Here is a 21502-nt window from a genome sequence, read left to right as displayed (position 1 = left end):
TTAAGGAAGTCTGAAGTCCTCGACGACAGAGCGCTCCAGCGGAATCGACAAGGTCGCGGAGAGCCCTCCGGCCGCTCGATTTTCCAGGCGGACCTGCCCGCCCATGCGCTCGACGATGGTGGCGACTATGGACAGGCCGAGCCCGGCGCCGTTGGGGCTGTTACGACTGTAGAAGCGTTCGAATACCCGCGACAGGCTGACCTCGTCGATACCCGGACCTTCGTCTTCGACGGTCAACTCGGCCACACCGGCAGATTGGCTGAGCGACACCGTGATACGTCCGCCCGGCGGCGAATGCTCCACCGCATTGGCCACCAGGTTCTGCAAGGCGATACCCAGCACCCCGGGATCGACCGCCAGATGATGGTCGCCCTCACCTATATCGAGTGACGGCTCCAGCCCACGGTCGAGAATCCACGGGGTCAGCTCGGCCAGTGTATCGGTGACCACCTCGGCCAGATTGATCGGCGTAATCACCCGTTGTCCCAGGCGCGGCTCAACCCGTGCGAGGGTCAGCAACTGGTTGACCACCCGGGTCAAGCGATCGACGCCGCCAATCAGGAAGCCCAGGGCCTTCTGCCGCTCGGCCTCGCTGGTGGCTGCCTGGGCGTTTTGCGCATGCAGGCGGAGGATGGCCAGTGGGGTACGCATTTCATGGGCCGCGTCGGCAATGAAGCGGTGCTCGCGCCGCAACAGGTCCTCGATCTGTGCCAGCAGACGATTGATCGCCGCCTGCATGGGCTCCAGCTCCGATGGCAATGGCACCAGTTGCAGCGGCTCCAGGGAATCGGCATGCCGGGCGCGTATGACATTGGCCATGTTCTGCAAGGGTTGCAGCCCCCACCCGATCGCGGCCCAGACCAGCAGGGCCAGGGCGAGGCTGCCGACCAGGAAAGGAAACAAGGTGTGGCGGACAATCCGATCGATCAGGTCGTACCGGACATCCTCGCGTTCGCCGACCCAGATGACCCAGTGCCGCGCCGGGACCGGCAGGACGAAGCCGCGCCATTGCTCGCCATTGACCGGAAAGTCGGCAAAGCCAGAAGTGATCAGGAGCGGCCCCAGGACCGGGGCACTGGGGGTGTGAACCAGCCGGGCACCGGCATCGTCCCAGACCTGAAAGGCCAGCTTGCTTTCATAGGGATGCCCAACCCTATGCCGCCCAGCCTTGCCCAAGGCGTCGTTGAAGGCCTGGTACAGCTCCTCACGGCTACCGTCCTGGACCGGAATGCTCATTACGCCCTCTAACAGGCGGGCATTCTGCGCAAGATGGGCATCATAGACTTCTGTGATTTCGCGGCGACTGTCGTGGTAGTTGTACAGCGCCAACAGGCTGGTTCCCAGCACCAGCAAAAGCATCACCCGCCATAGCGTTCTCTGGCGCAGCGAGCTCATGCCTTGCCCTCGACCAGATAGCCGATACCACGCACGGTGCGGATCAGGCCGTTGAACAGCTTTTTGCGCAGGTGATAGATGTTCACTTCCAGGGTGTTGCTCTCCGGCTCTTCGTCCCAGCCATAGAGCAACTGGGTCAGGCGCTCGCGGGTGAAGACCTTGCCCGGCTGGGCCAGCAGTTCATGCAGCAGCACATACTCCTTGGGTGTCAGGACCACCAGCTCGCCGTTGTAGTACACCTGCTGGGTTGCAGGGTCGAGGCTGACGCCGGCATGTTCGATCAGCACCCTGGCGCGCCCGGCACTGCGGCGCAGCAAGGCCCGCAAGCGGGCCTTGAGCTCGTTGAGGTCGAATGGCTTGACCAGGTAGTCGTCAGCACCGGCATCCAGACCGGTGATTCGGTCCTCGGTGGCATCCCGGGCAGTGAGGATAAGCACCGGCAGGCTGTCGCCCCCGGCCCTCAACCGCCGCAGCAGCTCGATGCCATCCAGGCGCGGCAGACCCAGGTCGAGGATCGCCAGGTCGAATGCCTCATGCTGCAGCGCATGCAAGCCACTTGCCCCGTCCCGCAGCCAATCAAGGGTGTAGCCCTCCTGGCGCAAACCATCGCAGATCCCCTCGCCCAGCGCGGTATCGTCCTCAACCAGCAGCAGCCGCATAGTCAGTCCTGTTTATCCTTGATCGCCTTGAGTAAAGCATCGATATCGCTACGCCGACCCTGGTCAGCCAGCTCTCGTCCCGGTCTCGGTGGCGCCTGCAAGGCCTTCTGCAGGGCCAATCGGGCTTCGCCGTAGCGTTTTTGCCGGTACAGATGATCGGCCCAGAAATAGTTGCTGTCGATACCGTCGGGGTTGATCTGCAAGGCCTGGCGCAGCAGGGTCGCGGCCTTGTCGCTATCACCGAAGCCGATCGGCCAGCCGGGGACCTGGTCATACAAGGTACCCAGGCTGGTATAGGCCGACCCCTGGAGTGCGTTGGGGTCCAGCTTCATCGCCTGCTCCAGGCTGGCCTTCGCCGCCTTGACCTTGCTCAGTGCTCCCAGCCCACCGGTAGCACCGGCCCAACTGCTGTTGATGATGCCATCCCAGATCAGCGGCTCGGCCTTGCCGGGATATTGATGAACGAAGCTGGCGGCATCACCGGCCAGCTTCTCGAAGGCATCGGCACGCTGGTCCTTGGGTGTCTGATACTGGATCTGTGCCCAGCGTTGCTGCAACTCGCCCAGATGCTGGGTACCCGCCTGGTCCAGCGCCCAGGTCAAAGGTGTGAACGCCAGCAGGCTGGCCACGAACAGACGTTTCATTTGATCGACTCCTTGGAGTGGCTACCGATATGACGACGAATCACTGGCAACTGCTTGCGCAGTGCGCGATCGACCACCCCCGGCAGCATGCCGTTGAGGCGTACGAAGAGCTTTTCCGGCCAGCCCAGGTAAAGCTCGCTGCGCTCGGACTGCACAGCTTCGAGCACCGCCCTAGCAACGTCCGCTGGATCGTCCATACCGACCTTGAGGGCTTGGTTGAGGGCCATGGCGGCGCTGCTGTTCATGCTTGTGCGGGTGGCCCTGGGGGCGGCGTAAAGCACGTTGACCGTGGTATCGGCCAGCTCGCGGCGCAACGCTTCGGAAAAACCACGCAGGGCGAACTTGCTGGCGCAATAGGTGGCGTAGCCTGGATAGCCGATCGAACCGTAGGTCGAGCCGACGTTGACCACCAGCGCCTTGGCCTGGGTCCGCAGCAAGGGCAGGCAGGCTCGGGTCAGTTGCAGCGGAGCCTTGAGGTTGATGTCCAGCAACTCGTCGAGCGCTTGCTCGTCCAACTGGTCGAGCAAGGCGAAGCGATTGATTCCAGCGGCATTGATCAGCACGTTGACCCCGCCGATTTCCCGGGCCCGACCAACTACCAGCTCACGGCCTTCGGCAGTGCGCAGGTCGGCGCTCTGCCAATACAGCCGCTGCGGGTAGCGCTTCAACAGACTGCTCAGTTCGCCCATCTGCCGGCTGACCGCCAGGACCCTGGCGCCGGCGGCACAGAGTTGCTCGGCCAGTTCCAGGCCGATGCCACCACTGGCGCCGGTCAGGATCACCACGGAATCAGACAAGCGCATGGCGCACCTCAGGTTGGCCCACCCGTGGCAGGCTCTCGAACATCCCGGTGTACAGGCGGTACACCACCTTGGCGGCATGGATCACCGCCTCTTGATCGGTGGGGTCGTCCAGGCGATCCATCAGGTTGCGATAGGTGACCATATGGTCCTGGTCCAGGGCACCGTGGGAACTGAGGTAGCTGAAGGCCTTGTCCGGCAGGGCCAGGGTGCTCTGGATGGTGCCGGCCGCCTGTGTTGCCAGGGCGATGCTGGTGCCCTCGAGCACGTTGACCATGCCGAACAGGCCGACCGGATTGCCACGGGCGATGAGGTCGTAGAGATAAGCCACCATCAGCTCGATGGACAATGACGGCCGGCCATCCCGCACGCCTTCCCAGTCACCGCCGCAGGCCTTGATATCGTTGAGGATCCACTGCTCGTGGCCGTACTCCTCCTCGATGTATTCGCAGACCGCACCGCGCAGCCACTCCAGGCGCGACGGCAGGCGTGCACCGCAGGCCATCATCAGTGGCACGGTGTGGCGGACATGGTGGTAGGCCTGGCTCAGGAACGCGATGTAGCTGTCCAGGCTGACCTGACCGGCCAGCGCCTCGCGGATCACCGGAACGGCGAACAGTGCCTGGCGCTCCTGGGCGGTTTGCATTTGCAGGGTGTCGAAAAAGGACATGGTGAACCTCACAACGGAATGTCGGATAACAGGGTGTGGTAACGCTTCAGGATCGCCTCGCGGCGCGGGCGACCATTGGCAGTCAGGGTTTCATCGCGGCTATCGAAGGGGACCGGCAGGCGCCGCCAGGCATGTACCCTGGCGTAATCCGGCAAGCGGGCGTTGCACTGCTGAACAGCCTGTTCGATGGCGTCGTCACTGGCATTCGGGTCGAGCGGCCAGAGCAAGGCGCTGTTGCGCGGCAAGCCCTCGCCATGCACGAAGGCCTGGGCCAGGACTCCGTCCTGGGTCAGTTCGGCTTCTACCCATTCGGGGTTGACGTTGCGTCCGAAGCTGGTGATGAACTGGTGCTTCTTGCGCCCGTTCAAGTACAGGTAGCCCTGCTCGTCGAAGTAGCCCAGGTCGCCAGTAGCCCACCACTGCCCATGGGATACGGGCTCCTCCAGGTAACCCAGCAGGGTCGATCCGGCCACCATGACTTCGCCGTCATCGGCGATGCGTACCTGCACGTGCGGCAACGGCTTACCGACGCTGCCAGGCCGTACCGCCCCCGGGCGGTTCAATGCCACCACCGATGCGCACTCGGACAAGCCATAGCCCTCGAACACCGGCAGGCCGACCGCCTCGGCGCGGGCCAGCAGGTCAGGGGAAACCCGGGCACCGCCAACGGCGACGAAGCGTAGAGGGCCGACCTGCATCAGTCCGCGCTCAATGGCAGTCACCAGCCCCATCAACAGTTGCGGCACCAGGATCAGGCTGTGCGCACCGCTCAGGGCAACGGCACCGAGCAGACGCTTGAAATCCACCTGGCTGGCACCGCCGATGCCCAGTTGCGCCTGCGGATAGAGCAATACGCAGGCACCGGCCATCAACGCGGCATAGACGCCGAGGTTTTCCAGCAGCACCCCCAGCGGCAGTACCGCCAGGTAGCGCTGGGGAGCGGTTGCCCGACTAGCCGTTTCCAGTTCCCGAGCCACCCGCAGCAGGGTGTCGGCACTCAGGCACACGCCTTTGGGGCGGCCCGTGCTGCCGGAGGTGTAGGTGATCTTCGCCGTGCCGCCGGGCAGCGCCACCGGCGCCGCGACGGCCCGTCGCCAGAAGCCGTCCTGCTGGTTGAAACCCTGCTCGGCGAAGTGATCGCTCCATTGCGCTTCGGCCAACGCCAGCGTGGCACCGCTCTGCTGCAGGCAATGTTCGAACTGAGCAGCACTGAAAAACGACGGAATGAACACGCACGGCCGCTCGGCGAACAGCGCTGCCAGATCCCAAAGCAACGCCTCGGGACCGTTGTCAATGGCCAGAACCAGGGCGCCCGGTGCCTGCTGGCGCAAGACCTGGACACGCCCCTCGACCTCGACGAGCAGTTCCATCCAGGTCAAACGCCGGTTGGCACCCTGTATTGCGATGGCGTCGCCCCGGTCACGGGCATTGTTCGTCAGTACCTGCTGAAAACGTTCCAGTTCATGCGGCATGACCGGTCCCCTGGGAGAGTGCCGGCAAGCCAAGGCGCTGGAATACCCCGGCCTGGGTCAAGGCCTCGAAGCCGTAGCCGATGTTGCCGGCGAAGACCCGGGGACGCTGGGCGTAGTAGGTCCCCCACTGGCCCTGCTCGCCGTCCAGGCGCTCAGGATCGGCCACCGCCAGTACGCTGGGCTGCAGCCCCAGGCGCTGGAAGCTGTTGATCAAGGAAGCTGCACCAGTGAAGGCCACCCATTTCAGGCCGCGAATGGCCAGCAACCAGGTAACCACGATGATGATGATCCGGGCACTGCCGGCGCTCAGCGACGCCAGGTTGCCCACCTCGACCAGGCAATCGCGCCCCAGCGGGCCGCCTGCCAGTCGTGAAACCGCGACCTCGAGGGGTTCGTCCAGATAACGTTCCAGAAAGAGCGGACCGGTCTGGGCCGGACGTACCCCGGCCGCTGCGATCATCCGCCCGTTACGGTCATGCAGGGCCAGCAGTTCCGGCAGATAGTGCTGGACATCGGCCTGGTGCATGCTGGCGAAACACTGATGGATGAACTGCTCCAGTTCCCCGCGACCGGGATCACGGTGCAAATGCAGGGACAACCGGGCCTGATGCTCGGCATGACTGCCGACAGACAATGGGAGCAGGCTGCTCCATTCAAGCTGGGTCATATGAGTTCCCCCGTTGAGCTCGATGGAGGAACTATCGATCCTGAAGCTGAATGGAATCTGAAGTCCCTGACATGTCCGGGGTCAAACGATCAGGAGCGGCACGCTCGCCCCTGTCCGGGCCCGCGCTTACCAACTCAGATAAAACATGCCCTTGGCCAGCAGCACGATCAGCAACAGGTGAGTAAAGACGCTGGCATGGATAAAGCGCACCGCACTGGCCGTCATGCGCCCGCTGTGGAACAGCCAGAGTGCGCGGAAGAAGTGCCCGAGCACGCTGAGGGCGACGAGGATTTTCAGGCTCAGCAGGATGCCGAAAGAGGATGCCCAGGGCTCGGCCAGTTGCGCGGCATAGCGCTCGCGAACCATGCCCACGCCGGCGCCGAACAGCACCAGCAGGACCCACGGCATCAACTGCCGGGCACGCTGTCCGACGGCATGTTCGAGCATCATCATCAAACGGTCGGGCAACTGGCGACGGATGCCACCGAGAAACAGCACTTCGAAAAACACCGTGCCGATAAAGACGATGGCGGCGAACAGGTGCAGGGTCAGCAATACGGGATAGATCATGGCGGGGCCTCATTGTGCCGGGCAGACTAGCGCTGCTGCCGTCGACCAGGCTTGACCCTCGTCAAGACCACGAAGGTCGACCAGGTAAAGCACCGCTTTGTGCGATGATGCCGTAAAGCCATCATCTGAACAGGGTATGCAATGACCTACATCACCCGCATTTGCCACAACGAATCCAACTGGCAGTATCCGACCGGAAGCGCCACGGAATCGAGAACGACCTATTACTCACGACATGGATATGGCCACGAAGAATGGCTTTTCCGCTTCGAATGGCAAATCGGAGGCTGGCAGTACGGGTTTCTCCAGGGCGTGAACAAAGGTCGCAAAACCCGCCTGAAGTCTGGAGAACGTGCTGGTGAGGTCGTGCTGTTCAGCATCGGCCCTGCTGGCCGGCGTTATGTCGCCAGGATCAGACACATCGAGTTCCTGGACGACGTCCAAAGCAACGCCGCGCTTGAGGTCTACAAGAAGAACGGCTGGTTTGCACAAATGGTTAGGGGGATCGAGCATGTTGGTGGCGTCACGAGCAGCCTGGGAAACACCAACTGGGCGCGCTATATGCTCAACGTTCGATTCCGTCCCGAAGACCTGGAGTGGTTCCCGGCCGATACCTATGCAGACGACGAAGATCCGATCATGCATTGGAACCGTTATCAGCTCATTACTCCTGACGGCAGTTTCACGACTCCGGAGACGGGTTCTCAACGCCCAGGCAGAACCGGTGTAACCATTCCGCCAAAACAGAAGAGCTATTTCAGGAAAGGCTCCGAGGGCCGCGAATGCACCCCGGAGCACGACATGATTCGCGCCGCACTGTGCAAGGAGCTCGAGCAGGAATACCCGCAGGCGACAATCGTTTGCGAAGAGAATTATGTCGACGTCACCCTGACCACCGACAGCGAACGGATTCTGTTCGAGGTCAAGTCTGACCTTTCGACTCGCCGGGTCCTGCGCTTGGCAATTGGCCAGTTGCTCGAGTATGCCTGGTACTGGGAAGCTCATCCGAACAGGACAACCCGCCTGGTCGCGGTCGGGAGAAACGCATTGACTCCAGCCGACGCGAGCTATCTCGACTTTCTCGCCGGCACCATGGCTATCCCCCTGGCATATCGTCAGGTCAAACTTCCATCGGAGGTGTAAGGCGCTCCAGGACAGGACCGCTGACGCGGTCCTGCGTGGCTACACCAGGCTTCCCGCCAGCCCACACGCGGACGACTTCGTTTCCGGGGTCGGCCACGCGTTAACCCAATATTCATCCACCTTCCTTTCGCCTTTCACACACTGCCGCCATTGATACGACAAGCCTGGGCGAACTTCCCGACGGTCACACTGCCCTCACCCAAGCTCGCGTAACATTTTGCAACCCGTTGACGAGCAAAACGCCATCGCCGTGCGCGTCATAGCCATTGACACCGCCAAAAGCGCATCCCGCCCTTTCGATATGTATCGAGTACGGGCACAATGCGGCTCTTTTTTTGGCTGGCCTACCCGGAGCCTCGAAGTGATCAAGACCCCGTACTACCTCATCGACAAACAAAAGCTGCTGGGCAACATGGAGAAGATCGCCTACGTGCGCGAGAAATCCGGGGCCAAGGCCCTGCTCGCCCTGAAGTGCTTCGCCACCTGGTCGGTGTTCGACCTGATGCAGCAGTACATGGACGGCACCACCTCGTCCTCGCTCTACGAGCTCAAGCTCGGTCGCCAGAAGTTCGAAGGCGAAACCCATGCCTACAGCGTGGCCTGGGCCGACGACGAGATCGAGGAGATGCTCGACAACTGCGACAAGATCATCTTCAACTCCATCGGCCAGCTGCAGCGCTTCGCCGAGGCGTCCGAAGGCAAGGTCCGCGGTCTGCGGGTCAACCCGCAGGTGAGCAGCTCCGACTACCTGCTGGCCGACCCGGCCCGTCCGTTCAGCCGCCTCGGCGAGTGGGACCCGGTCAAGGTCGAGGGCGTGATCGAGCAGATCTCCGGCTTCATGTTCCACAACAACTGCGAGAACGGCGATTTCGGCCTGTTCGACAAGATGCTCGGCACCATCGAGGAACGCTTCGGCCACCTGCTGCACAAGGTCGAATGGGTCAGCCTCGGCGGCGGCATCCACTTCACCGGCGAAGACTATGCGATCGATGCTTTCTGCGAACGTCTGAAGCGCTTCTCGGAAACCTACGGCGTACAGGTCTACCTGGAGCCGGGCGAAGCGGCGATCACCAACAGCGCCTCGCTGGAAGTCACCGTCCTCGACACCCTGTTCAACGGCAAGCACCTTGCCGTGGTCGACAGCTCGATCGAAGCGCACATGCTCGACCTGCTGATCTACCGCCTCAACGCCAAGATGGCCCCCAACGACGGCGAGCACACCTACATGGTCTGCGGCAAGTCGTGCCTGGCCGGTGACATCTTCGGCGAGTACCAATTCGATCGTCCGCTGACCATCGGCGATCGGCTGTCGTTCGTGGACGCGGCTGGCTACACCATGGTCAAGAAAAACTGGTTCAACGGCCTGAAAATGCCGTCCATCGTAGTGAAACAACTCGACGGTAGCGTCGAGCTGGTTCGTGAGTTCGGTTTCGAAGATTACCTGTCCAGCCTTTCCTGAGCTGGCAGATAAGGGAGAGAGAGATAAATTGAAGAAGAACGTTCTTATCATTGGTGCAGGAGGTGTCGCCAAGGTGGTGGCCCACAAGTGCGCGCAGCACAACGACGAACTCGGTCGTATTGCAATTGCGTCGCGGAACATCTCCAAATGCCAGGCCATCATCGACAGCGTCAAGGCCAAGGGTAGCCTCAAGGTTCCCGCCGACATCCAGGCCTTCTCGCTCAATGCCCTCGATGTCGAGGCGACCAAGGCGCTGATCCGCGAGACCGACTCGCAGATCGTGATCAACGTCGGTTCCGCCTTCCTCAACATGTCGGTGCTGCGTGCCTGCATCGATACCGGTGTCGCCTACCTGGACACCGCGATCCACGAAGAACCGGGCAAGATCTGCGAAACCCCGCCCTGGTATGGCAACTACGAGTGGAAACACCTCGAGGAATGCCAGCAGAAGAACATTACCGCCATTCTCGGTGTCGGCTTCGACCCGGGTGTGGTCAACGCCTACGCGGCGTTGGCGAAGCAGCAGTATTTCGACCGCATCGACTCGATCGACATTCTCGACGTCAATGCCGGGTCCCACGGCAAGTACTTCGCCACAAACTTCGATCCGGAAATCAACTTCCGTGAATTCACCGGGCAGGTGTGGAGCTGGCAGAACAGCCAGTGGACCAGCAACACCATGTTCGAAGTGAAGCGTACCGACGACCTGCCGGTGGTCGGCTCGCAGAACCTCTACCTCACCGGCCACGATGAAGTGCACTCGCTGTCGAAGAACCTCGACGTGCCCAACGTGCGTTTCTGGATGAGCTTTGGCGAGCACTACATCAATGTGTTCACCGTGCTGAAGAACCTCGGCCTGCTCTCCGAGCAACCGGTGAAGACCGCCGAAGGCCTGGAAGTGGTACCGCTGAAAGTGGTCAAGGCCGTACTGCCGGATCCAGCCTCGCTGGCCCCTGGCTACACCGGCAAGACCTGCATCGGTGACCTGGTCAAGGGCACCAAGGATGGCCAGCCGCGCGAAGTCTTCATCTACAACGTGGCCGACCACGAAGAAGCCTACGCCGAGACCGACAGCCAGGGCATTTCCTACACCGCTGGCGTACCGCCAGTAGCGGCGGCCCTGCTGGTCGCCCGTGGTCAGTGGGATGTGCAGCGCATGGTCAACGTCGAGGAACTGCCGGCCGAGCCGTTCCTGCACGCGCTTGACGTGATGGGCCTGCCGACCCGGGTCAAGGACGAGAATGGCGATCGTCCGTGGGCTTGATGGAGTCCATTGGCTGAAAAAAAGGGGCGCCTGAGAAGGCGCCCCTTTTTCGTTTTCGGTTGAACACAAACCCTGTGGAATTAACAACAGACTTCTGCTGTTGCTGAGGGCCTCATCGCCGGCAACGCCGGCTCCCACAAGGGTCGCGAGAACGCCACACAACCTGTGGGAGCTGGCATTGCCAGCGATGGCGGCGGTGAATTCACAACTGCAATCGCTGGCAAGCCAGCTTCCACAGGGTCCGCGTCAGCCGAACTGCTCGCGGTACTCGCTGGGGGTCACGCCCAGACGCTCGCTGAACACCTGGCGCATATAGCGCACACTACCAAACCCACTGCGCCAGGCCACGGTCTTCAATGGCAGGTCCTCGCTTTCCAGCAATTCACGGGCGCGGTCGATGCGGGCGTTCTGCAGGAAGGCCATGGGCGTCATGTTCACCTCACGCATGAATACCCGAGAAAAATGCCGCGGACTCATCGCCGCCAAGGCCGCCATGCGCTCGATACCGAACGGCTGGTCGAGATGTTCGAGAACATGGTTCTGCACCCGGGTAATCGGTGTCTCTTCCTTGGCCACCGGCCCGGCCAGCGGGCTGAAACGGGCCTGGCCCCCCTGGCGCTTCATCACCACCAGCAGCACCTTGGCGACATCCTGGGCGACCTTCTTGCCATGGTCCTCGGCGACCACCGCCAGGGCCAGATCGATGCCGGCAGTGACACCACCGGAGGTGATCAACTGGCGGTCGCGGACGAAGATCTGGTCGGTTTCCACCTGGGTCTTGGGAAAGGCCTTGATCAGCCGCTCGGTGTAGTGCCAGTGGGTGGTCGAGCGATAACCGTCGAGCAGGCCGGCATGACCAAGGATGAAGGCACCGGTGCAGATCGAGCCGTAGCAGCGCGCCCGGCTGGCGACATCCTGCAGCCACAGGCTCAGGGGCGGACAGATTTCGTTGTAGGCCCCCGGCCCGCCCGGTACCAGCAGCAGATCCCACTCCCCCCTGGGCTCGATCGGGGCATCGGGCAGCACAGTCACGCCATTGGACGCGCGGATGGCGCCGGGTATCGCGCCAAGGGTGGTAATCCGGTAGTGCGCCTCGGCGGGCAGGTAGCGGTTGGCAATGGAGAACACCTCCAGCGGCCCTGCCATGTCGAGCAGGAGAAAATCCGGGAACAGCACCATGGCCACGCTTTTCATCGAAGGGAGTCACCGCAGATCAGGAAAACAGAGCGACGCATTATGACTCTTCCTCTCGCTGAATCGGAAAAGCCTTTCAGATTGTCCACCCATAGATGACAGTGATTCCTCAACCATCTACTTATTGCCTTGGCCGGTAAACAGTAATCTAGCTCCATCGAAACGCGGTTGCCCTTTCGCAACCCCGACCTGACAAGGAGATACATCATGCTGACCCTGCGCAAAGCTTCCGATCGTGGCCTGGCCAACCATGGCTGGCTCAAGTCGTTCCACACCTTTTCCTTCGCTCACTACCGCAACCCGGCCGAGCAGGGCTTTTCCGACCTGCTGGTGATCAACGATGACCGGGTCAGCGAGGGCAAGGGCTTCGGCCAGCACCCGCACCGCGACATGGAGATCTTCTCCTACGTGCTGGAAGGTGCGCTGGAACACAAAGACAGCATGGGCACCGGTTCGGTGATCCGCCCGGGCGACGTGCAACTGATGAGTGCGGGCCGTGGCGTGACCCACAGCGAGTTCAACCACTCCCATGACGAGCCGGTGCACTTCCTGCAGATCTGGATCGTCCCGGCGGTCAGCGGTGCCGAGCCGCGCTATCAACAGGCGCATTACGCTGCCGAGGAAAAACGTGGTCGGCTGAAGCTGATCATCTCGCCGGACGGTGTCGACGGTTCGCTGCATATCCGTCAGGACGCGCGGGTCTATGCCGGCCTGTTCGACGGTGAGGAAAGCGCCACCCTGAAACTGCCGGCCAACCGCAACGCCTACGTGCATGTGGCCCGTGGCAGCGTGCAACTCAATGGCCTGCAACTGGTCGAAGGCGACGGCGTGCGCCTGCGTCAGGAGCAGATCGTCGAGTTGAGCAAGGGTGAAGACGCCGAAGTGCTGGTGTTCGACCTGCGCCCTCACGAACTGCCCGGCATGGCCTGAACCACTGCGAGCCCTGGATCAGCGATGATTCAGGGCTCGTAGCCTTCCACAATGATCACTTCCGCTTTCGCCACGCCCTGCCGATGGGCGCAGGCTTCCTGATACTGCGCCGAGCGATAGCAGGCCACGGCCTGTTCATACGACTCGAACTCGATCACCACACTGCGCTGCGGCGTCGCCCTGCCCTCCATCGCTTCGCTGCGCCCGCCACGCGCCAGCAACTTGCCGCCGAACGCGGCGAACGCCGCCGGAGCACGGCTGGTGTATTCCTGGTACTGCTGCGCATCGGTCACATCGACATGGGCAATCCAGTAGGCCTTCATCGGGTCATGCTCCTCAATCGGGTAAATTCGTATTATGGTATACCATAATTCTTACCGAACCACAGTGAGCGCGCAGCAATGGCTTTCAACAGCATCGAAGAAATCCTCGAGGATTATCGCCAGGGCAAGATGGTCCTGCTGGTGGACGACGAGGACCGGGAAAACGAAGGCGACCTGCTGATCGCCGCCGAGCGTTGCGACGCCGCCGCGATCAGCTTCATGGCCCGCGAGGCGCGCGGGCTGATTTGCCTGACCCTGACCGACGAGCACTGCCAGCGCCTGGGCCTGGAACAGATGGTGCCGGCCAATGGCAGCGCCTTCAGCACGGCGTTCACCGTGTCGATCGAGGCGGCGCGGGGCGTCACCACCGGCATTTCCGCCGCCGACCGCGCCTGCACCGTGGCTGCGGCCGTTGCGCCGAACGCCCGGGCGGAAGACCTGGTCCAGCCCGGGCATATCTTCCCCTTGCGCGCCCGCGAAGGCGGCGTGCTGACCCGCGCCGGGCATACCGAGGCCGGCTGCGACCTGGCGCGACTGGCAGGCTTCTCCCCCGCTTCGGTGATCGTCGAGGTGCTCAACGACGACGGCACCATGGCCCGACGCCCCGACCTGGAAATCTTCGCCGCCCGCCACGGCATCAAGATCGGCACCATCGCCGACCTGATCCACTACCGCCTGAGCACCGAGCAGACGGTCAAGCGCATCGGCGAGCGTGAACTGCCCACCGTGCATGGCACCTTCCGCCTGGTGACCTACGAGGATCGCATCGAGGGTGGAGTGCATATGGCCATGGTCATGGGCGATATCCGTCGCGAACAGCCGACCCTGGTGCGGGTGCATGTGATCGATCCGTTGCGCGACCTGGTCGGTGCCGGATATGCCGGGCCGGCCAACTGGACTTTGTGGGCCGCATTGCAGAAGGTCGCCGCCGAAGGTGCCGGGGTAGTGGTCATCCTGGCCAGTCATGAGTCGTCCCAGGCCCTGCTGGAGCGGGTGCCGCAACTGACCCAGCCACCGCGGCCGTATCAGCGCGGGCAGACCCGGACCTATTCGGAAGTCGGCACCGGGGCGCAGATCCTGCAGGACCTGGGCGTCGGCAAGCTGCGTCACCTTGGCCCGCCGCTGAAATATGCCGGGTTGACCGGGTATGACCTGGAGGTGGTGCAGAGTATTCCTTTTGAAGAAGGGATGGTGGGCTGACTTCCAGCACCTTCATCGCCCTTGAGGGCCTCATCGCTGGCAAGCCAGCTCCCACAGTGTCCGCGTCGCTGCCGAACCTGTGGGAGCTGGCTTGCCAGCGATGAAGCCCTCAGCTCCACCACAAGCCCCCAAACCAGAAAACAGCCCCCGAGTGATGGCCGGTCGCCCCATCCCTCTTGCCAAAAGCTTGGAATACCATAATATGATATCCCGTAGACCTTAAAACTGCAGGCCGGCACCTACAATCACAAACGGCCAACCACACTTTTGCAAAAGCTGCTCCCCGAACTGATTGGCGGGCGACAGAAAGCCCGCCTCGAATAACAAAAGCAACGAGGGCGTAACCATGCTGTTGAACAAACGTGTAACCGCAGTGCTGTCCGCCAGCCTGCTGACCCTGGCATGTCAGGTCTCCCAGGCCGCCGACAGCCTTAACTTCGTCAGCTGGGGCGGTACCACCCAGGACGCGCAGAAAGCCGCCTGGGCCGAACCCTTCACCAAGAGCAGCAACATCAAGGTGGTGCAAGACGGCCCCACCGACTACGGCAAGCTCAAGGCCATGGTCGAGAGTGGCAACGTGCAGTGGGACGTGGTCGACGTCGAAGCCGACTTCGCCCTGCGCGCCGCCGCCGAAGGCCTGCTCGAACCGCTCGACTTCAAGACCATCCAGCGCGATCGCATCGACCCGCGTTTCGTTTCCGACCACGGCGTAGGCTCGTTCTTCTTCTCCTTCGTGCTCGGCTACAACGAAGGCAAGCTCGGTGCCAACAAGCCGGTGGACTGGAGCGCGCTGTTCGACACCAAGACCTACCCGGGTAAACGCGCCCTGTACAAGTGGCCGAGCCCCGGCGTACTGGAACTGGCCCTGCTGGCCGACGGTGTCCCGGCCGACAAGCTCTACCCGCTGGACCTCGACCGCGCCTTCAAGAAACTCGACACCATCAAGAAAGACATCGTCTGGTGGGGCGGCGGTGCCCAGTCCCAGCAACTGCTGGCTTCCGGCGAAGCGAGCCTGGGCCAGTTCTGGAACGGCCGGGTCTACGCCCTGCAACAGGACGGCGCCCCGGTCGGCGTGAGCTGGAAGCAGAACCTGGTCATGGCCGATTTCCTCGTGGTACCGAAAGGCGCCAAGAACAAGGACGCGGCCATGAAGTTCCTGGCCAACGCTGCCAGTGCCCAGGGCCAGGCCGAGTTCGCCAACCAGACCGCCTACGCCCCGGTGAACCTGGATTCGGTCAGCCTGCTCAAACCTGAACTCGCACCGAACCTGCCGACCGCCTACGCTCAGGATCAGGTCACTCTCGATTTCGCCTACTGGGCGAAGAACGGTCCGGCAATCGCAACCCGCTGGAATGAGTGGCTGGTCAAATGAAAGTCGCCATCAACGCCTTGCAATCGGCGACCGGTGCCAGCGCTACCGGCGCCCAGGGAGCGGCCATGAAGTCATCGCCCAGCCTGCGCCAACGCTGGCGCGGCAGCCGCAACCTGCTGCCGGCCCTGCTGTTCCTCGGCCTGTTCTTCTTCGCACCGCTGATCGGCCTGCTGCTGCGCGGCGTGCTGGAACCGGTGCCGGGGCTGGGCAACTACGAGCAACTGTTCGCCAACTCGGCCTATGCCCGGGTGCTGTTCAACACCTTCTCGGTGGCCGGCCTGGTCACCCTGATCAGCGTGCTGCTCGGCTTTCCCCTGGCCTGGGCGATCACCCTGGTGCCGCGCGGCTGGGGCCGCTGGCTGCTGAACATCGTGCTGCTGTCGATGTGGACCAGCCTGCTGGCCCGCACCTACTCATGGCTGGTGCTACTGCAGGCCTCCGGGGTGATCAACAAGGCGTTGATGGCCATGGGCATCATCGATGCCCCGCTGGAGATGGTGCATAACCTTACCGGCGTGGTCATCGGCATGAGCTACATCATGATTCCGTTCATCGTCCTGCCGCTGCAGGCGACCATGCAGGCCATCGATCCGATGGTCCTGCAGGCCGGCTCGATCTGCGGTGCCAGCCCCTGGACCAACTTCTTCAAGGTGTTCCTGCCGCTGTGCCGTTCGGGCCTGTTCTCCGGGGCCCTGATGGTGTTCGTGATGTCGCTGGGTTACTACGTGACCCCGGCCCTGCTCGGCGGCGCGCAGAACATGATGCTGCCGGAATTCATCGTCCAGCAGGTGCAGTCGTTCCTCAACTGGGGCCTGGCCAGCGCCGCCGCGGCGTTGCTGATCGTCATCACCCTGGTGCTGTTCTACTTCTATCTGAAGCTGCAACCGGAATCCCCGGTTGGCAACGCGAGGTAAGCGACCATGCTCCTGACCCCCAATGCCATGAGCCGGCGCATGCGCGTCGGACTCTATGCCACCACCGGGCTGATCGCGCTGTTCCTGCTGCTGCCGATCGTCTTTATCGTCCTGCTGTCGTTCGGCTCCTCGCAGTGGCTGGTATTCCCGCCACCGGGCTGGACCCTGAAGTGGTACGGCCAATTCTTCTCCAATGCCGAGTGGATGGACGCGGCCCTGGCCAGCCTCAAGGTCGCCGTACTGACCACGATCTGCGCCGTGGCCCTGGGCCTGCCCACCGCCTTCGCCCTGGTGCGCGGGCGCTTCCCTGGCCGGGAGATGCTCTATGGCCTGTTCACCCTGCCGATGATCGTGCCGCTGGTGATCATCGCCGTGGCGGTGTACGCACTGTTTCTCAAGCTGGGCTGGACCGGCACGCTGTTTTCCTTCGTGGTCAGCCACGTGATCGTCGCCCTGCCCTTCACCATCATTTCCATCATCAACTCGCTGAAGCTGTTCGACCAATCCATCGAGGATGCTGCGGTGATCTGCGGTGCCTCGCGTTTGCAGGCGGTGTTCAAGGTGACCTTCCCGGCGATTCGCCCGGGGATGATCGCCGGGGCGCTGTTTGCCTTCCTCGTGTCGTGGGATGAAGTGGTGCTCAGCGTGATGATGGCCAGCCCCAACCTGCAGACCCTCCCCGTGAAAATGTGGACCACCCTGCGCCAGGACCTGACTCCGGTGATCGCCGTCGCCTCGACGCTGCTGATCGGCCTGTCGGTACTGGTCATGGTGATCGCCGCCGCCCTGCGCCGGCGCAACGAAGTCAGCGCCTGAGCGCCCGGAGAACAGAACAATGAGTGCAGTGATCAAAGATCCAGCCCAGGCCAAGACCCTCGTCAGCCTGCGCAACCTGAACAAGCACTACGGCGACTTTGCCGCGGTGGACAACATCAATCTGGAGATCCAGGACGGCGAGTTCCTCACCTTCCTCGGCTCCAGCGGCTCGGGCAAGAGCACCACGCTGTCGATGCTGGCCGGTTTCGAGACGCCGAGCAGCGGCGAGATCCTGGTCAGCGGTCAGTCGCTGGTCAACGTGCCACCGCACAAGCGCGATATCGGCATGGTGTTCCAGCGCTACTCGCTGTTCCCGCACCTGTCGGTGCGCGACAACATCGCCTTCCCCCTGGCCATCCGCAAGCGCAGCGCCGCCGAGCGCGACAAGCAGGTGGACGCCATGCTCAAGCTGGTGCAACTGGAGAAGTTCGCCCATCGCCGCCCGGCGCAGTTATCCGGCGGCCAGCAGCAGCGGGTGGCGATTGCCCGGGCGCTGGTCTACGAGCCACGTATCCTGCTGATGGACGAACCGCTCGGGGCGCTGGACAAGAAGCTGCGCGAGGACCTGCAGGACGAGCTGCGCCAACTGCACCGCCGGCTGGGCATCACCATCGTCTACGTGACCCACGACCAGGAAGAAGCCATGCGCCTGTCACAGCGCATTGCGATCTTCAGCCACGGCAAGATCGTCGGCCTGGGCACCGGCTATGACCTGTACCAGAACCCGCCGAATGCCTTCGTCGCGTCGTTCCTCGGCAACTCCAACTTCCTGCGGGTCAAGGCCCAGGGCAACGGTGCGGCCAGTTTCGAAGGGCAGCCGGTAGCGATGCGCCTGACTGCGGGTGTGAGTGACGGGCAGGAGGTGTTGCTGATGGTGCGGCCGGAGAAGGCCCTGGCCCTGAGCCGCGAACAGGCTGCCGTCGAGCCGCTGCCGGCCGGCTGGAATGAAGTGACCGCCAAGGTGGGTGAGGTGTTGTTCCTCGGCGAAAGCCAGACCTGCAGCGTGGTGACCGCGGGCGGTACGCAGATGACGGTGAAGGCGCTTTCCGCTGCCGGCATGTCGATGAAGCCGGGTGACGAGGTGAAGGTGCGCTGGGCGGTGGCGGATGCCTGTGTGTATACCGAGTGGCAGGAGAGTGATCTGAACAAGGCGGCGGGGGCGCATTGAGTCCCTGTTGAACAAAAAATCCCGGTCATTGGCCGGGATTTTTATTGTCTGGGCGATCATCGCTGGCAACGCCAGCTCCCACAGGGATCGCATGCGCCGCGACTCTTGTGGGAGCTGGCGTTGCCAGCGATAAGGCCCGAAAGAACAACACAGGCCAGCGAGATCGATGTCGAGGTTGATGGCCTCATCGTCGGCAACGCCGACTCCCACAGGGTTCTGGGCCAGTCACAGTATCTGTGCTCGACGCGGACCCTGTGGGAGCTGGCGTTGCCAGCGATGAGGTCGGTCAGGCTGGTGCGGAGGTGCGGATCAGGTGATCGAAGGCCGCCAGCGATGCCTTGGCGCCCTCGCCCACGGCGATGACGATCTGCTTGTACGGCACCGTGGTCACGTCACCGGCAGCGAACACACCCGGCACATTGGTCTGGCCCTTGGCGTCGACGATGATCTCGCCACGCGGAGTCAGCTCGACGGTGCCCTTGAGCCAGTCGGTGTTCGGCAGCAGGCCGATCTGCACGAAGATGCCTTCCAGCGCCAGTTCATGCTCGGCGTCCGTGGTGCGGTCCTTGTAGCGCAGGCCGTTGACCTTCTGCCCGTCCCCCAGCACCTCGGTGGTCAGCGCACTGGTAATCACCTTGACGTTCGGCAGGCTGTGCAGCTTGCGTTGCAGCACGGCGTCGGCACGCAACTGGCTGTCGAACTCGATCAGGGTCACCTGGGCGACGATCCCGGCCAGGTCGATGGCCGCTTCCACGCCGGAGTTGCCGCCACCGATCACCGCCACGCGCTTGCCCTTGAACAGCGGGCCATCGCAGTGCGGGCAGTAGGCCACGCCACGACTGCGATATTGCTGCTCACCGGGCACGTTCATTTCACGCCAGCGGGCACCGGTGGCCAGGATCACGGTCTTGGCCTTGAGGGTCGCGCCGCTGTTCAGGCGCACCTGGTGCAGGCCGCCGTCGGTGGCCGGAACCAGGGCGTCGGCGCGTTGCAAGTTCATGATGTCGACGTCGTACTGCTTGACGTGTTCTTCCAGCGCCGTGGCCAGTTTCGGGCCTTCGGTTTCCTGCACCGAGATGAAGTTCTCGATGGCCATGGTGTCCAGCACCTGGCCGCCGAAACGCTCGGCCGCAACACCGGTGCGGATACCTTTGCGCGCCGCATAGATCGCTGCTGCGGCACCGGCAGGACCACCGCCGACCACCAGCACGTCGAAGGCGTCCTTGGCGTTGAGCTTGTCGGCCTGGCGGGCGCTGGAGCCGGTATCGAGCTTGGCGACGATTTCTTCCAGGCCCATGCGGCCCTGGCCGAACACTTCACCATTGAGGTACACGCTGGGCACGGCCATGACCTGGCGCGATTCGACTTCGGCCTGGAACAGCGCACCGTCGATGGCGACATGGCGCACGTTAGGGTTGAGCACCGCCATCAGGTTCAGCGCCTGGACTACGTCCGGGCAGTTCTGGCAGGACAGCGAGAAGTAGGTTTCGAAGTTGAATTCGCCTTCCAGCCCGGCGACCTGTTCGATCAGTTCGGCGCTGGCCTTGGACGGGTGACCACCGACTTGCAGCAGGGCCAATACCAGGGAGGTGAATTCGTGGCCCATGGGGATGCCGGCGAAACGCAGGCTGATCTCTCCACCAGGGCGGTTGAGCGAGAACGATGGGACGCGGGCGTCGCTGCCGTCCTCGCGCAGGGTAATGAGGGTCGACAGGCTGGCGATCTCGCGCAGCAGGTCGTGAAGTTCGCGGGACTTCGCGCCGTCATCGAGGGAGGCGACGATCTCGATCGGCTGAGTGACCCGCTCCAGGTAGGCTTTCAACTGAGTTTTAAGCGTGGCGTCCAACATACGGGCGATTCCTTTTTTCATACGGTAGAAATACAAACGCCCGGGCGAAAGCGCCCGGGCGTTTTGCGGGGCGGTACAGCAGCTAGGTGCGGAAGACCGCCACCGACTTGTGCATCACTTAGATCTTGCCAACCAGGTCCAGCGATGGAGCCAGGGTGGCCTCGCCTTCTTTCCACTTGGCCGGGCAGACTTCACCTGGGTGGGCGGCAACGTACTGGGCAGCCTTGACCTTGCGCAGCAGCTCGCTGGCGTCACGGCCGACGCCGCCGTCGTTCAGTTCGACGATCTTGATCTGGCCTTCAGGGTTGATCACGAAGGTACCGCGATCAGCCAGACCGGCTTCTTCGATCAGCACGTCGAAGTTGCGCGAGATGATGTGGGTCGGGTCACCGATCAGCGGGTACTGGATCTTGCCGATGGTGTCGGAAGTGTCGTGCCAGGCTTTATGGGTGAAGTGGGTATCGGTGGATACGCCGTAGATTTCAACGCCCAGTTTCTGGAACTCGGCGTAGTTGTCGGCCAGGTCGCCCAGCTCGGTCGGGCATACGAAAGTGAAGTCGGCTGGGTAGAAGAACACTACGGACCACTTGCCTTTCAGGTCCGCTTCGGAGACCTGAACGAATTCGCCTTTGTGGTAAGCAGTTGCGTTGAACGGTTTGACCTGGCTGTTGATGATAGGCATCGGGTGTCTCTCCTTCAGGGTTTGTAAAAACTTGATGGAGAGATCCTAGCCAATAGAGCCAGTTAATGCTCATTGGCAAAAGTGATGTTGATGATTGGTTTTGGCTATAGCCGTTGGGTACTGATAGAACAATCGGAATCTGCTGATAACCTTGTGGGAGCTGGCTTGCCAGCGATAGAGGCAGGTCGGACAACTTGGTTGTCATTACCGGCCCCATCGCTGCATAGGTATCTACACATCTCAACCTGGTGCAACACGGACCCTGTGGGAGCGGCTGTTAGCCGCGATCGGCGGCGAAGCCGTCGTAAAAC

At 62.6% G+C, this 21502-nt stretch carries 21 protein-coding genes; 9 read left to right on the top strand and 12 right to left on the bottom strand.

What is annotated here, in order from left to right; genetic code table 11:
* From ACODSK_RS24270 to ACODSK_RS24235, 8 genes are all read right to left on the bottom strand, one after another.
* On the bottom strand, positions 1-1395 hold the full coding sequence (locus tag ACODSK_RS24270) for a sensor histidine kinase (RefSeq protein ID WP_489019630.1): 1395 nt from the start codon (positions 1393-1395) through the stop codon (positions 1-3).
* Positions 1392-2054: a response regulator gene (locus ACODSK_RS24265; RefSeq protein WP_489019629.1), complete on the bottom strand. Its 663-nt coding sequence runs from the start codon at positions 2052-2054 to the stop codon at positions 1392-1394. Before ACODSK_RS24265 ends, ACODSK_RS24270 begins: the two co-directional genes overlap by 4 nt.
* Before the next feature lie 2 nt (positions 2055-2056).
* Positions 2057-2698, bottom strand: a complete 642-nt coding sequence (locus ACODSK_RS24260) for a tetratricopeptide repeat protein (protein ID WP_489019628.1) — start codon at positions 2696-2698, stop codon at positions 2057-2059.
* Positions 2695-3501: an SDR family oxidoreductase gene (locus ACODSK_RS24255; protein ID WP_489019627.1), complete on the bottom strand. Its 807-nt coding sequence runs from the start codon at positions 3499-3501 to the stop codon at positions 2695-2697. Before ACODSK_RS24255 ends, ACODSK_RS24260 begins: the two co-directional genes overlap by 4 nt.
* The gene (locus tag ACODSK_RS24250; protein WP_489019626.1) at positions 3488-4168 is read right to left on the bottom strand and encodes an iron-containing redox enzyme family protein; all 681 of its coding nucleotides are present in this window, start codon (positions 4166-4168) and stop codon (positions 3488-3490) included. The genes ACODSK_RS24255 and ACODSK_RS24250 overlap by 14 nt, the downstream gene beginning before the upstream one ends.
* A gap of 8 nt (positions 4169-4176) precedes the next feature.
* Positions 4177-5640, bottom strand: a complete 1464-nt coding sequence (locus ACODSK_RS24245; RefSeq protein ID WP_489019625.1) for an AMP-binding protein — start codon at positions 5638-5640, stop codon at positions 4177-4179.
* The gene (locus tag ACODSK_RS24240) at positions 5630-6307 is read right to left on the bottom strand and encodes a thermostable hemolysin (protein WP_489019624.1); all 678 of its coding nucleotides are present in this window, start codon (positions 6305-6307) and stop codon (positions 5630-5632) included. The genes ACODSK_RS24245 and ACODSK_RS24240 overlap by 11 nt, the downstream gene beginning before the upstream one ends.
* Before the next feature lie 126 nt (positions 6308-6433).
* Positions 6434-6877, bottom strand: a complete 444-nt coding sequence (locus ACODSK_RS24235; RefSeq protein ID WP_489019623.1) for a CopD family copper resistance protein — start codon at positions 6875-6877, stop codon at positions 6434-6436.
* Positions 6878-7018: 141 nt separating this feature from the next.
* Between ACODSK_RS24235 and ACODSK_RS24230 the strand changes: the two genes are divergently transcribed.
* The 3 genes from ACODSK_RS24230 to ACODSK_RS24220 all read left to right on the top strand — a co-directional run bounded on the left by ACODSK_RS24230 (position 7019) and on the right by ACODSK_RS24220 (position 10743).
* Positions 7019-8020: a hypothetical protein gene (locus ACODSK_RS24230; RefSeq protein ID WP_489019622.1), complete on the top strand. Its 1002-nt coding sequence runs from the start codon at positions 7019-7021 to the stop codon at positions 8018-8020.
* 361 nt (positions 8021-8381) lie between these two features.
* Positions 8382-9479: a carboxynorspermidine decarboxylase gene (locus tag ACODSK_RS24225; protein WP_489019621.1), complete on the top strand. Its 1098-nt coding sequence runs from the start codon at positions 8382-8384 to the stop codon at positions 9477-9479.
* Positions 9480-9507: 28 nt separating this feature from the next.
* Complete coding sequence (locus ACODSK_RS24220) at positions 9508-10743, top strand: saccharopine dehydrogenase family protein (protein WP_489019620.1); 1236 nt, start codon at positions 9508-9510, stop codon at positions 10741-10743.
* A 246-nt stretch (positions 10744-10989) separates the two neighbouring features.
* Here ACODSK_RS24220 and ACODSK_RS24215 read toward each other — a convergent pair whose 3' ends face one another.
* Positions 10990-11937 (bottom strand): GlxA family transcriptional regulator, encoded by a 948-nt coding sequence (locus ACODSK_RS24215; RefSeq protein ID WP_489019619.1) that lies wholly within the window; start codon positions 11935-11937, stop codon positions 10990-10992.
* 207 nt (positions 11938-12144) lie between these two features.
* Here ACODSK_RS24215 and ACODSK_RS24210 point away from each other — a divergent pair, with 207 nt between their 5' ends.
* Entirely contained in the window at positions 12145-12867 is a 723-nt protein-coding gene (locus tag ACODSK_RS24210) for a pirin family protein (RefSeq protein ID WP_489019618.1), read from the top strand.
* A 29-nt stretch (positions 12868-12896) separates the two neighbouring features.
* Here the strand turns inward: ACODSK_RS24210 and ACODSK_RS24205 are convergent, their stop codons facing one another.
* Positions 12897-13190: a DUF1330 domain-containing protein gene (locus tag ACODSK_RS24205; RefSeq protein ID WP_489019617.1), complete on the bottom strand. Its 294-nt coding sequence runs from the start codon at positions 13188-13190 to the stop codon at positions 12897-12899.
* A 78-nt stretch (positions 13191-13268) separates the two neighbouring features.
* On the opposite strand from ACODSK_RS24205, the gene ribBA reads away from it, so the two are divergent.
* The 5 genes from ribBA to ACODSK_RS24180 all read left to right on the top strand — a co-directional run bounded on the left by ribBA (position 13269) and on the right by ACODSK_RS24180 (position 18660).
* The gene (ribBA, locus tag ACODSK_RS24200) at positions 13269-14390 is read left to right on the top strand and encodes a bifunctional 3,4-dihydroxy-2-butanone-4-phosphate synthase/GTP cyclohydrolase II (protein WP_489019616.1); all 1122 of its coding nucleotides are present in this window, start codon (positions 13269-13271) and stop codon (positions 14388-14390) included.
* A gap of 346 nt (positions 14391-14736) precedes the next feature.
* Entirely contained in the window at positions 14737-15762 is a 1026-nt protein-coding gene (locus ACODSK_RS24195; RefSeq protein ID WP_489019615.1) for an ABC transporter substrate-binding protein, read from the top strand.
* A complete protein-coding gene (locus ACODSK_RS24190; RefSeq protein ID WP_489019614.1) occupies positions 15759-16676 on the top strand; it encodes an ABC transporter permease in 918 nt (305 codons plus the stop codon). The genes ACODSK_RS24195 and ACODSK_RS24190 overlap by 4 nt, the downstream gene beginning before the upstream one ends.
* Before the next feature lie 6 nt (positions 16677-16682).
* Entirely contained in the window at positions 16683-17492 is an 810-nt protein-coding gene (locus ACODSK_RS24185) for an ABC transporter permease (protein WP_489019613.1), read from the top strand.
* 19 nt (positions 17493-17511) lie between these two features.
* Positions 17512-18660, top strand: a complete 1149-nt coding sequence (locus ACODSK_RS24180; protein WP_489019612.1) for an ABC transporter ATP-binding protein — start codon at positions 17512-17514, stop codon at positions 18658-18660.
* 286 nt (positions 18661-18946) lie between these two features.
* On the opposite strand, the gene ahpF is transcribed toward ACODSK_RS24180, so the two are convergent.
* Entirely contained in the window at positions 18947-20509 is a 1563-nt protein-coding gene (ahpF, locus tag ACODSK_RS24175; RefSeq protein WP_489019611.1) for an alkyl hydroperoxide reductase subunit F, read from the bottom strand.
* 118 nt (positions 20510-20627) lie between these two features.
* A complete protein-coding gene (ahpC, locus tag ACODSK_RS24170) occupies positions 20628-21191 on the bottom strand; it encodes an alkyl hydroperoxide reductase subunit C (protein ID WP_375097758.1) in 564 nt (187 codons plus the stop codon).
* Between the last annotated feature and the right edge of the window lie 311 nt (positions 21192-21502).

This window comes from Pseudomonas sp. FG98, from assembly GCF_057808595.1.
The sequence above is the reverse complement of the archived record's forward strand: the minus strand, read 5'-3'. Positions and strand labels throughout refer to the sequence as shown.